General features: G+C 59.9%; 10 protein-coding genes. 1 reads left to right on the top strand and 9 read right to left on the bottom strand.

Annotation, left to right across the window (positions count from 1 at the left end; translation table 11 throughout):
• Positions 1-154: 154 nt before the first annotated feature.
• The 8 genes from ACKXF7_RS08125 to ACKXF7_RS08090 all read right to left on the bottom strand — a co-directional run bounded on the left by ACKXF7_RS08125 (position 155) and on the right by ACKXF7_RS08090 (position 9,822).
• Positions 155-1,360, bottom strand: coding sequence for an ABC transporter permease (locus tag ACKXF7_RS08125; protein WP_423741025.1), 1,206 nt, complete (start codon positions 1,358-1,360; stop codon positions 155-157).
• Positions 1,357-2,097, bottom strand: coding sequence for an ABC transporter ATP-binding protein (locus ACKXF7_RS08120; RefSeq protein WP_423741024.1), 741 nt, complete (start codon positions 2,095-2,097; stop codon positions 1,357-1,359). Before ACKXF7_RS08120 ends, ACKXF7_RS08125 begins: the two co-directional genes overlap by 4 nt.
• A gap of 14 nt (positions 2,098-2,111) precedes the next feature.
• The gene (locus ACKXF7_RS08115; protein WP_339395885.1) at positions 2,112-3,887 is read right to left on the bottom strand and encodes an HlyD family efflux transporter periplasmic adaptor subunit; all 1,776 of its coding nucleotides are present in this window, start codon (positions 3,885-3,887) and stop codon (positions 2,112-2,114) included.
• A gap of 281 nt (positions 3,888-4,168) precedes the next feature.
• Positions 4,169-4,567 (bottom strand): NusG domain II-containing protein, encoded by a 399-nt coding sequence (locus ACKXF7_RS08110; protein WP_423741023.1) that lies wholly within the window; start codon positions 4,565-4,567, stop codon positions 4,169-4,171.
• Entirely contained in the window at positions 4,564-6,480 is a 1,917-nt protein-coding gene (locus tag ACKXF7_RS08105) for a flavocytochrome c (protein WP_423741022.1), read from the bottom strand. Before ACKXF7_RS08105 ends, ACKXF7_RS08110 begins: the two co-directional genes overlap by 4 nt.
• Before the next feature lie 110 nt (positions 6,481-6,590).
• Positions 6,591-7,589: a GGGtGRT protein gene (locus tag ACKXF7_RS08100; RefSeq protein WP_005935035.1), complete on the bottom strand. Its 999-nt coding sequence runs from the start codon at positions 7,587-7,589 to the stop codon at positions 6,591-6,593.
• A 17-nt stretch (positions 7,590-7,606) separates the two neighbouring features.
• Entirely contained in the window at positions 7,607-8,308 is a 702-nt protein-coding gene (locus ACKXF7_RS08095) for an iron-sulfur cluster assembly scaffold protein (protein WP_015537775.1), read from the bottom strand.
• A gap of 296 nt (positions 8,309-8,604) precedes the next feature.
• Positions 8,605-9,822, bottom strand: coding sequence for an MFS transporter (locus ACKXF7_RS08090; protein ID WP_423741021.1), 1,218 nt, complete (start codon positions 9,820-9,822; stop codon positions 8,605-8,607).
• A gap of 123 nt (positions 9,823-9,945) precedes the next feature.
• On the opposite strand from ACKXF7_RS08090, the gene hisS reads away from it, so the two are divergent.
• On the top strand, positions 9,946-11,187 hold the full coding sequence (gene hisS / locus ACKXF7_RS08085; RefSeq protein ID WP_249237154.1) for a histidine--tRNA ligase: 1,242 nt from the start codon (positions 9,946-9,948) through the stop codon (positions 11,185-11,187).
• A 72-nt stretch (positions 11,188-11,259) separates the two neighbouring features.
• On the opposite strand, the gene ACKXF7_RS08080 is transcribed toward hisS, so the two are convergent.
• Positions 11,260-12,222: a calcium/sodium antiporter gene (locus ACKXF7_RS08080; protein ID WP_348582989.1), complete on the bottom strand. Its 963-nt coding sequence runs from the start codon at positions 12,220-12,222 to the stop codon at positions 11,260-11,262.
• Between the last annotated feature and the right edge of the window lie 88 nt (positions 12,223-12,310).

Genomic DNA, 12,310 nt, shown 5'->3' with positions numbered 1-12,310 from the left:
TGTATTCCCCTTCCTTGATGTTTGGCTGCTGCTCTGAAGCAGCTGCCGTAAGCAGTCCGGCGCAAAGCCGGCTGAGAGGAGCTTAAAAGCAGTTTTCCACAAGCAGGGTGCGCCGGGTCGATGCGGCGTATGCCATGCGGACGAAAACGGCTTTTTAATCATAGCGCAGAGCCTCGATGGGATTGAGACGGGCCGCACGCTTTGCCGGCAGATAGCCGAACAGCACGCCGATGCCCACCGAAATGCCGAAGGCCACCGCGACGGAGTTGAAGGACGGACTGACCGTGACCGTGGTGCCGCTGGTGAACATGGGCAGCAGTCGGTTCGCCGCCATGGATACGATGTAGCCCAGTGCAATGCCCAGTACGCCGCCCAGCGCCGAGGTGGTGGCGGCTTCCACCACGAACTGCGACAGAATGGTGCGCTCCTTGGCGCCCAGTGCCTTGCGGATGCCGATCTCGCGGGTGCGCTCAGTCACCGACACCAGCATGATGTTCATGATGCCGATGCCGCCCACCAGCAGCGAAATACTGGCGATGCCGGTCAGGATCACGATGACCATGTTGATCATCTTGTTCATTTCCTCCAGCCACTCGCTGGCGCTGTAGACGTAGTAGCCGTTATCCGAGCCAAGCTGATGCTGCAGTTCGCTTTCCACCGCAGACTTGGCTTCGTTGGCGCGGCTCTCATCCTCCATGACCGCGGCATAGTTGCTCACCATACTCTGGCTGGACAGGCGCATGGCCGTGGTATAGGGCAGGTAAACGCAGTCGTCATCGCTGCCCTGCTGCATGTCCGGGTCGCTCACCTTTGCCGCCAGCACACCCACAATGCGGAACTTGTTGGCTCCGATCTTGAGCGTCTGGCCCAGGCCGTTGCCGCCAAAGGCCACGCGGTTCAGATAATCGCCGATGACGCACACCTGCTTGTTGCCCTTGATGTCCATGTACTGCAGACCGCGTCCCTGCGCGATCTGGTAGTTCTTCATAGCGGAATAGTTCTCGTCCACGCCGCTGATGGTGGACCAGCGGTAGCTGTTGGTGCCGATCTTCAGCGTGCCGCTGCCGCTGAAATCGATCTGCGGCGAGATGGACTGGATCAGCTCCGGGTACTTCGTGGGCAGCTTGTACATTTCCTCCACCGGAACGGTACGGGAGCCGTTGCCCCACACCTGCACCGAAAGGGTGTTGGTGCCCAGTGCCGAAAAGCTGTCACGCATGCTCTTGGTCATGCCGTTGCCCAGACCCACGATAACGATGACTGCCATGACACCGATGATGATGCCCAGCATGGTAAGAAAGGTGCGCAGCTTATTGCTCCACACGTTCTGGATGGCCTGACGGAAGGTCTCAATGATCATGCTTTTTCCTCCTCATCCGGCAGCAGTGTGGGCTGCACGATGGCCTCCGGCGCATGGGAGTCGCCATCGTAGACCACCCGCCCGTCTTCCAGACGGATGATGCGGTCTGCCTGCACCGCAATGGAATTGTCATGGGTGATGAGCACCACGGTGTGGCCCTCATCGTGCATCTGCTGCAGCATCCCCAGCACTTCGCGGCCGGTGTGGCTGTCCAGTGCGCCGGTAGGCTCGTCGGCCAGAATGACCGCCGGGTTCCGCACCAGCGCCCGGGCAATGGAAACACGCTGCTGCTGGCCGCCGGAAAGCTGGTTGGGGCGGTTCCTGAGCTTATCACCCAAGCCCACCTGCTCCAGCACCTCTTTGGCCCGGGCGTGGCGCTCGGTACGGCCGATGCCCGCATACACCAGCGGCACCTCTACGTTCTCCATCAGGTTGAGCCTTGGCAAAAGATTATACTGCTGGAAGATAAAGCCCAGCATTTCGTTGCGGATCGCAGCCAGCTCGTTGCGGCTCATCTTGCCCACGTCCCTGCCGTTGAGCCGGTAAGTGCCATGGGTCGGCACGTCCAGACAGCCGATGATGTTCATGCAGGTGGACTTGCCGGAGCCGGACTGGCCGACGATGGCTACGAACTCGCCTTTTTCGATTTTCATGGTGATGTGGTCTGCTGCTTTTACCGTGGTATCGCCCATCTGGTAATACTTGCACACCCCATCAAACTCGATCAGAGCGCTCATGCATTCCTCCTGTATCAGCCTGTGATGATCACGCCGTTTGCATCTGCCGGGTCTGCAGTGTCACCCGCATCGGCAGATTCTTCCATCGGCTCCTCTGCTGTGCTGCCGTCTGCAGTGTCCGTGTCGTTCTCTGTGTCAGCTTCAGTTTTGTCCATGGCATCGCCATAGCCGCCATCATCGTAATAGTAATCGGTGCTCACAGAGCTGGGATCATAGGCCACGGTGTCGTTGCCGGTGACGCCGCTGATGATCTGGGTATAGTCGTCGTCACTCACGCCGATTTTGACCGGAACGTACACATAGCCTTCCGGTGCGGTCATATCGGGGTCTGCATTGGCGGCGCTGGGCGAATCCTTGGTCACCAGCACATAGCCGCCGCGCACGATGGCCGCATTGGGCACTGCCAGAGCGTTTTTGGCCTCCGCGATCACGATTTCCGCGTTGGCATTCATACCGGGGCGCAGGCCCTCGGTCTCATCGATGCGCACCGTGACCGGGTAGGTGGTGGTGCCGCCGTTGGAAGAGCCCTTCATGGAAACGCGGGTCACGGTGCCGGTGTAGGTCTTATCCGGCACTGCATCTGCCGTCACCTGCACGCTCTGGCCCACCGAAACATCGCTGACCTGCAGCTCATCCACATTGATGACCATGACCAGATAGCTCAGGTCGTAGATGGTGCACAGGTCTGCACCTGCGGTCAGTGCATCACCTGCCTTGGCGTTCTTCTCAATGATGGTACCGCTGATGGGCGAGGTGACGGTGTAGTTGTTCATGGCCTCCTGCAGGTTATCCATGTTCAGCTCTGCGCTGCGCAGGGTCTCCGCAGCGGACTGGATTGCTTCGGTCAGGTCCTCACCGCTGATCTGCAGCACGATGTCGTCCTTGTTCACGGCACCGCCCTCCTGCACATTGATGGCAGTGACCGTACCGGCTGCAAGGGTGGTCAGGGTGCGCTCTGCCTGATATTCAAAGCATTTGGCTGCAATGCAGCTGACACCGTTGATGGTGGCCGTTGCCGCCTGAGCCGTGGTCAGGCCGCCTGCATTGCGCACGGTGATGGTCACGGTGCGGGTGAGCAGGTTGCCGGTACTCAGCGTATCCGTGCCGGTCACAGCGGTCACGGTGCCGGTCAGGGTCTCAAAGGTGCCGTCCAGCGTCACCTCAGCGCTCTGGCCCACCGAGAATGCGGCGGCGTCTGCCGCAGGGAACTCCAGATGCAGCACCATCTTGGAGCTGTCGCGGATGACAGCCACTTCCTGGCCGCTGGTCACTTCGTCACCCTTGGCCACCTTCAATGTAGCCACAACGCCTGCCACCTCGGCACGCACATACTGGCGGTCCACGGTCTTATCGTAGCTGCGCTGTGCCTGCTGCAGGGTGATGGAGGCCTGCTCGGCCTTGGTGGTGGCATCGGAGGCATCCACCGTGTACAGCACAGTGCCTTCCTCCACAATGTCGCCTTCCTCAATGGTGCTGGTGAGCACCTTGCCTGCCACCAGCGATTTGACATTGTATGTATTGGCCGGGTTCAGCGTACCGGTGCCGCTGAGGGAGTTGGACAGATCCCGCTTTTCCGGCGTGGTCTGCACATAATTCACATCCACATTGGCGTCCTGTGCCCTGTCCGGACGCAGGATGAACCATCCGCCCAGCACGGCCACACACGCCACCGGCACCATCCACTTCCAGTTTTTGCGAAAAAATGCAGCCACTTTGTCTTTTCCTGCGGGTCTTGCCTCACCGGCAGCCGCCTGCTGTGCCGCAGCATCCTGCTTCTTTTTAAAGATCATGCTTGCTGTTTCCTCCTGTATCTTTCAGAGCACCTCTGCCTTATGCAGGGCGCCCTGTAATTTCTGTCCGTTCTGTCTTTTCCCCTTCCGCACTGTACAAAAGGGTGACATTGTTAGTTTATCGCATTTTCGCCCAATACACAAGCGTCTAAATTTTGTTTTGAGGTTTTGCGCCAAACTTTTATGGAACTTTCACACCCTTTTTCCTCCTGCATCCTGTACAAAGCAAAAGAGGCAGCGCCCCGGTCTCCCGAAGCACTGCCCCTTTTTGAGCATGATCTTTATTCTGCGGTATCCTCTACGACCACATACACCCCGGCAGGGATGCAGGCAGCCCATGCGCCATCCTTGTCCAGCCAGCCGAATTGCTCGCACACATGGTCCGGGCACTGACTGTCCAAAAATGCGACTGCACCGTCTTTCACCTGCAAATGCACGACATAATCGCCCACATCATACAGGTAATCGTGATCCGTATCCAGCGGCAGGGTCTCGGTGATGCCGTCGCCGAAATCGACGACCGCCTGCAGACCACCGCCTTTGCCGCTGTGGGCTGCGCGCACGCCGAAATACAGCGCTGCCGCCAGCACAAGGACCACCAGTGCAAAGATCAGGTTCTTCCTCCACGGCTTCCGTTTTCTGGAACTGGAAGCCGTTTCAGCCGTTTTGCGGTTGCTCATGCAGCGTAATCGCTGGCAGCCTTACCTGCAATGCGGCCAAACACGGTGAAGTCTGCAACAGCATTGCCGCCCAGACGGTTTGCGCCGTGAACGCCGCCAGTCACCTCACCTGCTGCGAACAGGCCGGGGATAACGGTACCGTCAGCCTTCAGCACCTCAGTGTTGGTGTTGATGGTCAGGCCGCCCATGGTGTGGTGCACGCCAGCGGTGACCTTGATGGCGTAGTACGGAGCGGTATCCAGCTTGTTTGCAAAGCTGGTGCGGCCAAAGTCGGGGTCGTTCTTGGCCTCAACATAGCCGTTCCAGGTCTTCATGGTCTCGGCAAACGCAGCCTCATCAACGCCCATTGCCTTGCCCAGCTCCTCGTAGGTCTCGCCGGTCACGGTATAGCCCTTCTTGATGTAGCCCTGAATGACGCTGGAAGCATCCACCATGGCCTGATCGACCACCAGCCAGCTGTAGCTGCCGGTCTGTGCGATCTCAGCAGCAGAGACCACGTCACGGGTGCCCACTTCGTCGATGAAGCGCTTGCCCTCGGCGTTGATCAGCACAGCGCCGTCGCCGCGCAGACCCTCGGTGATCAGGGCAGCGGTGTTGGCCTCAACGGCGGGGTGGATCTGGACCTGGTCCATATCCACAGTGCCGGCACCGATGGCGGTGGCCATCTCAATGCCCTGGCCCTGAGCGCCGGCAGCGTTGGTGGTCATGAAGCCCTTCAGCTCAGGCTTGTACTCGACAACCATGTCCAGATTTGCGCCGAAGCCGCCGGTGGTCAGCACCACAGCCTTGGCGTTCACAGTGACGGTCTCGCCGGTAGAACCGGTGGCCTTGATGCCCACAGCAGCGCCGCTCGCATCGGTCAGGATCTCGTTGGCGGTGGTGTTCAGCAGGATCTGAACGCCAGCCTTCTCACAGTTCTCCTCCAGCAGGGGGATCATGTAGGAACCGACAGAAACGGTCTTGCCCTCTGCGTCCACAGGACGATGGATACGCTTGACGGATGCGCCGCCGAAGCTGGAAACGCTGTGCAGGGTGATGCCGTGCTCGTCCAGCCAGTCGATGGCGTCAGCGCTGTTGGCGCACAGGGTCTCCACCAGAGCGGGGTCGTTGATGCCCTTGCCGCCGATCATGGTATCCAGCTCCATCAGCTCAACAGAGTCGAAGTAGCCGGTGGGGTTCTTCTGGTACTCTGCCCACTGCTCGGAGACGGTCTTTGCCAGAGCGGTGATGGTCTCGTTGTCAGCGTACTTTTCAGCAGCGGTCTTCAGGGTCTTTTCGACACCGGCAGACTCGCCGAACTCGTTCTCATCCTGATACACGGTCTTGCCGGCGTTCATGCCGCCGGTAGCGCGCACAGAGTTGCCGCCCACCATGGGCTGGCTCTCCACGATCACAACGCTCTTGCCCTCGGCAGCAGCGGTGATGGCGGCGGTCATGCCCGCGCCGCCTGCACCCACGATGACAACGTCAGCGTCAACGGTGGAATCCTCAGCCTTGGTCTCGTCGGCCTTGACCTCGATCTTATAGTCGTCGGCGTTCAGGCCGGCGGCAGTCAGGGCAGCGGCTGCTGCCTCCTTGATGGCGTTGGAGGTGATGGTCGCGGTGGACACGCCGTCCACGGCAATGCTGCCGGTCTCAGCGATCTGAGCGGGCAGCTGCTCCAGTGCCAGCGTACCGATGCCGGGGGTCTCATCCTTGCCCTCAGCGGTGCAGCCGGTGATCTTGCCGTCTTCCAGCGTCAGGGTAACGGTAACGTCGCCGCCCATGCCCTTGGCAGTGCCGGTGAAATCACCGGACACGCCGCCTGCGGTGGAAGCGGACTTGCTGCCGCAGCCGTAGCCCAGCAGGCTGACGCCCACAACAGCCGCCATAGCCAGCGCAGCCACGCTCTTGCGGATCTGATTCTTTTTCATTGTTTTTTCCTTCTCATATTCGGGTTGCTTGTGTTCGGACATCTATCAGCAAAAAAGGGGAAACTGCTCATTCGGAAAGCAGTTTCCCCTCGCTGAAACTTAGGAAAAACTTAGGCGTTAGCCTGAGCTGCAGCAACAGCGCATGCAACGGTAGCACCAACCATCGGGTTGTTGCCCATGCCGATCAGGCCCATCATCTCAACGTGTGCAGGCACAGAAGAAGAACCTGCAAACTGAGCATCGCCGTGCACACGACCCAGAGAGTCGGTCAGGCCGTAGCTTGCGGGGCCTGCAGCCACGTTATCGGGATGCAGGGTACGGCCCGTGCCGCCGCCGGAAGCGACAGAGAAGTACTTCTTGCCGTTCTCGATGGCCCACTTCTTGTAGGTGCCGGCAACCAGATGCTGGAAGCGGACGGGGTTGGTGGAGTTGCCGGTGATGGAGCACTGAACGTCCTCCTTCTTCATGATGGCAACGCCTTCCATAACGTCGTTTGCACCGTAGCACTTGACGGCTGCGCGCTCGCCCTCGGAGAAGGGGATCTCCTTGACGACGGTCAGGGTCTGAGTGGGGATATCGTACTCAGTCTGAACATAGGTGAAGCCGTTGATACGGGAAATGATGTAAGCTGCATCCTTGCCCAGGCCGTTCAGGATGACGCGCAGGGGGGTCTTGCGGACCTTGTTTGCGGTGCGGGCGATGCCGATGGCACCCTCAGCAGCTGCAAAGGACTCGTGGCCTGCCAGGAAAGCGAAGCAGGTGGTGTCCTCGCTCAGCAGACGAGCGCCCAGATTGCCGTGGCCCAGACCGACCTGACGCTGCTCAGCGACAGAACCGGGGATAGTGAAAGCTTCCAGACCTTCGCCGATGGCAGCAGCGCACTCGGCAGCATCGGTCAGGCCGCGCTTGACGGCAATAGCGGTGCCCAGGGTGTATGCCCAGACAGCGTTATCAAAGCAGATGGGCTGAACGCCGCGCACGATCTTGTCGCAGTCGATGCCCTTAGCGAGGAGCATCTCGTTGCAAGCGTCCAGAGACTCCAGGCCGTTAGCCTTCAGGCATGCCTCGATTTTAGGCATACGGCGATCCATAGATTCAAAAGTTGCCATGAGTTGTTCCTCCTCTCTTATTCCTCACGCGGGTCGATGTACTTCACAGCGCCCTGCTCCTTGCTGAAGCGGCCGTAAGTACCCACGTTCTTCTCGTAAGCCTCGTTGGGGGTCTTGCCGTGACGGATATCCTCCATCATCTTGCCCAGCTTAACGAACTGATAGCCGATGACCTCATCGTTAGCGTCCACTGCCAGCTTGTTGATGTAGCCCTCGGTCAGCTCCAGATAGCGCACACCCTTCTCCTTGGTGGAGAAGATGGTGCCGGTCATGGAGCGCAGGCCCTTGCCCAGGTCGTCCAGACCTGCGCCGATGGGCAGACCGTCCTCAGAGAAAGCGGTCTGGCTGCGGCCGTAGACGATCTGCAGGAACAGCTCACGCATTGCAACGTTGATGGCGTCGCACACCAGGTCGGTGTTCAGAGCTTCCAGAATGGTCTTGCCGGGCAGGATCTCGCCTGCCATAGCAGCAGAGTGGGTCATGCCGGAGCAGCCGATGGTCTCCACCAGAGCCTCTTCGATGACGCCGTTCTTGATGTTCAGAGACAGCTTGCAGGTACCCTGCTGAGGTGCACACCAGCCCACACCGTGGGTGTAGCCGCTGATGTCCTTGATCTCATAGGCCTTGACCCATGCGCCCTCTTCGGGGATGGGAGCCGGACCATGCTTAGGACCTTTGGTGATCGGGCACATATTCTGTACTTGCTGCGAATAGGTCATAATCATACTCTCCTTTTGACAAATGTCGCTTTGCAGCACAAAACCGCTGCCGCGCCCTGCCGGCACAGCCGCTGCTCTGTACTGCTTGCATCCGAACCGGGCACGCTGCTCTCTTTCAGCGCCTGCACCGGTACTACCACGCATGATTTTATTATAGAGAAAGCGGACGAATTTTGCAATACATTTCCGGGAAAAACATCAAAACTATTTGCGGTTGTCTGCTGCCAACTGTCAATTCAGATGCTTTTGTCATTTCATTCGTCAATTTTTTGTCAACTTTGTCAAGGAGATAAATTTCACGCTCCTGTGTCCTGCCTGCGGGACTGCTGTCCGGCAGATTTCAGCGCCCACATGGCAGCAAAGCCTGCCGCCGCACCGCCCACAGCCAGCCAGTGCCGCCCGGCTTCCAGCCCCCACAGATTCGCCGCAGCCGGAAATGCCAGACTTCCCACGCTCTGCCCCAGCGCCAGAAAGCCGTAGTTCACCCCTGCGTGGGGGAAGCCGAACAGGTCCGTGGAGAGGGCAGGCAGCACCGCCGCAAGGCCGGAGTAGCAGAAGGTGAGCCCCGCATAGCAGGCCACCACCCACCAGCCCTGCGCAAACGCAAATCCCGCTGAAAGCCCCAGCGACACCGCAAACAGCAGCATGTCCGTGGGCCTGCGGCCGATGCGGTCGCTGAGCATGGGCATCAGCAGGCGGCCTGCCGCACTGCCCACGCTGCCCAGCACCACGCTCCACAGAGCAGCGTTCTCGTCCAGCCCCCGCTCCACGCCCAGCTTCAGGATGATGGGGCTGAACAGCAGCACCGCCGGGGTGGAAAAGCACACAGCCCCTGCACACAGCCAGTACTGCCGTGTGCGCAGCATCTGCCATGGCGAGAGGTCAATGGCATTCCTGTCGTTTTTCTGCTGTTTTTCGGCGTTCTGCGGCGGGTCCTGCAAGAGCAGGCTGCCCACAAGGCAGATGGGCAGCGTGACGGCTCCCAGTGCCCAGAACGCACCCCTGATGCCCTGCACGATCCCAAAGCCCCTGACCGCCGTGCGCACGAATACGGTGAGGAACGCGCCAGAAAGGCCCACCGCCCCGCCGATGACACCGGTGGCAAGGCCCTTGCGTCCGGCATACCACTTCTGTGCACAGGACTGGATGGACGGGTACAGAAACGCCGTGCCCAGCCCCGCCGGGATGCTGAATGCCAGAAAAAAGCTGACCGCACTGCCGCCCGGCAGCATGGCCGCTGCAAAAAATCCGCCGCACAGCAGTGCTGTCCCCCACAGAGCCGCACACCGCGGGCCGCGGCCGTCCTGCAGAAAGCCGCCGAGGACGCACCCCACGCCGAACGCCGCAATGAGGATGCCGAAGGCATAGCCTGCCCCCTGCTCGCTCAGGCCGTACTCCTCCATCACCGGCTGCTGAAATACGCCCCACGCCGCCGGGATGCCCGTGAGCACCTGAATGGCTGCGCCCGCCGCAAGGATGGTCCACGGGTGTTTTGCTGCAAATTGCTGTTTCATTGCCTGCCCTCCGAATGGTTTTTCCTTTACAGTGTGCCCATTTCAATTGACAAAATGGCAGATTCCTTTATAATGAATAAGGTAAAAGCATTTACATTGATTTATATAGAGAGGAACCATCTTATGAAAACACAGGCATTGAAGGGCATGCGCGACCTGCTGCCCGCAGAGCAGACCCTGCGCGATTACATTCAGGGCAAAATTCTGGAGACCTACCGTGCGTCCGGCTTCGAGCGCATTTCCACCCCCATGCTGGAGGATATGGAAAATCTGGACAAATCCGACGGCGGCGACAACCTGAACCTGATCTTCAAGGTGCTCAAGCGCGGCGATAAGCTCACCGCTGCCCTGAACACCGGCGACCCCAAACAGCTGTCCGACATGGGCCTGCGCTATGACCTGACCCTGCCTTTGAGCCGCTACTATGCCGCCAACAAGGATAAGCTGCCCAGCCCCTTCAAGGTGATCCAGACCGACCGCGTCTTCCGCGCCGAGCGTCCCCAGAAGGGCCGTCTGCGGGAGTTCGTGCAGTGCGATATCGACATTCTGGGCGATTCTTCCCCCAACGCCGAGGTGGAGCTGATTGACGTGACCACCCGCGCTCTGCTGAACATCGGCTTTACCGGCTTCACCGTCAACATCAACGACCGCCGCATCCTGCGCGGCATGCTGGAAAGCATGGGCTTTGCCGCAGATACGCTGGATTCCGTCTGCATCACCTTCGATAAGATGGACAAGATCGGTGCCGAGGGCGTCAAGGCTGAGCTGACCGAGAAGCAGCTGCCGGAAGCCGCCATTCAGGCTCTGGCCGATTTCATCGCCGCCGGTGAGGTGACGCTGGACGCCGTAGCTGCCCGCTGCGCAGACCCTGCCATCGCCGACGACCTCAAGTATGTTCTGGCCACCGCCAACGCCATGGCCGCAGGCCGCTATCAGGTGGCCTACTGTCCCAGTCTGGTGCGCGGTCAGGGCTACTACACCGGCATGGTGTTCGAGATCACCTGCCCGCAGTTCAGCGGTGCCGTTGCAGGCGGCGGCCGCTACGACAACATGGTGGGCAAGTTCCTTGGCACGCAGGTGCCTGCCGTGGGCTTTTCCATCGGCTTTGAGCGGGTGTGCGGCATCCTGCTGGAGCAGGGCTATCAGATCCCCGGTGCCAAGCAGAAGATCGTCCTGCTGTACACCAAGGATGCCGATTTCCCTGCCGTGCTGGCAAAGGCCGCTTCCCTGCGTGACAGCTACAACGTAACCGTTCTGCCTCAGGGCAAGAAGCTGGGCAAACAGCTGGGCCAGCTGGAAGCCGCCGGTTTTGTGGGTGCCGCCTTTATGGATAAGGACGAGATCAAGATCTTTGCACAGCAGTAATTCTTCTGAAGCGTAAAAAGTCCCGGTGCAGTAAAACCGAACTGCACCGGGACTTTTTTGCGTCTTGTATGCTCAGATGGTGAACTGTACCACGCAGAAGGCCGCGTAGATGCACAGCAGAGCGATGCCCTGCGGGCGGCTGAGCCTGCCTTTGATGAGGGCCGGCACCGTCAGCAGCAGCATCACGGCAAACATCACCGGGAACTCCAGCACCAGCGATGCGTTGTGTCCGAACAGCATGGAGTTCTGCGGGATGGTAAAGGGTGCCACCACTGCGGAAACGCCGCTCACCAGCACCAGATTGAACACGTTCGCGCCGATGACATTGCCCAGAGACAGCGCACCGTGGCCCTTGGCCAGCGAGGTGATGGCCGTGACCAGCTCCGGCAGCGAGGTGCCCAGCGCCACAAAGGTGAGCGCGATCACCGACTCCGGCACGCCCAGTGCCTGTGCGATCAGGGTGCCGTTATCCACCAGCAGGTTCGCGCCCACGGCAATGAGCACCGCGCCCACGGCCAGCAGACCCAGCTCCCTGGCAAGGGACCCATTTTCGTCGGTCTCCTCCGCTTCTTCCGGGGCGGGGGCGTTCTTCATCGCCATCACGTTGCAGACGATGTAGGCCGCGAACATGGCCAGCAGCACAAGGCCCACCGGGCGGGAGTAGTAGCCGGTGGTATAGGCCACGCCCGCGTAAAAGGCTGCTGCCACAAAGAAGAACAGCACCGGCGTGCGCAGGCTCTTGGGGTCTACCTTGCCCGGCTTCACCGCAATGGTGATGGCCGCAATGAGGGATGCATTACAGATGATCGAGCCGATGGCGTTGCCATAGGCGATCTCGCCGTGGCCGGTGAAGGCCGAGGTGGTGGAGACCATGACCTCCGGCAGGGTGGTGCCAATGGACACCACCGTAGCACCGATGAGCAGCTCCGGCACATGGAAGCGGCGGGCAATACCCGTGGCACCATCCACAAACCAGTCACCGCCCTTGATGAGGCACAGCAGGCCCACGATGAACAGCAAAACAGGGATAAGCATAGTTTTTTCTCCTTTTGTTTCCGGCAGAGCAGCCATAAAAAAGAGACCTCTATTACAGCTTGCCCAGAAACGGGAAAGCGTAATAAAA

The organism is Faecalibacterium sp. 7 (assembly GCF_049562865.1).
Lineage (GTDB): Bacteria > Bacillota > Clostridia > Oscillospirales > Ruminococcaceae > Faecalibacterium > Faecalibacterium wellingii.
This window is presented reverse-complemented; position numbering and strand designations above follow the sequence as displayed.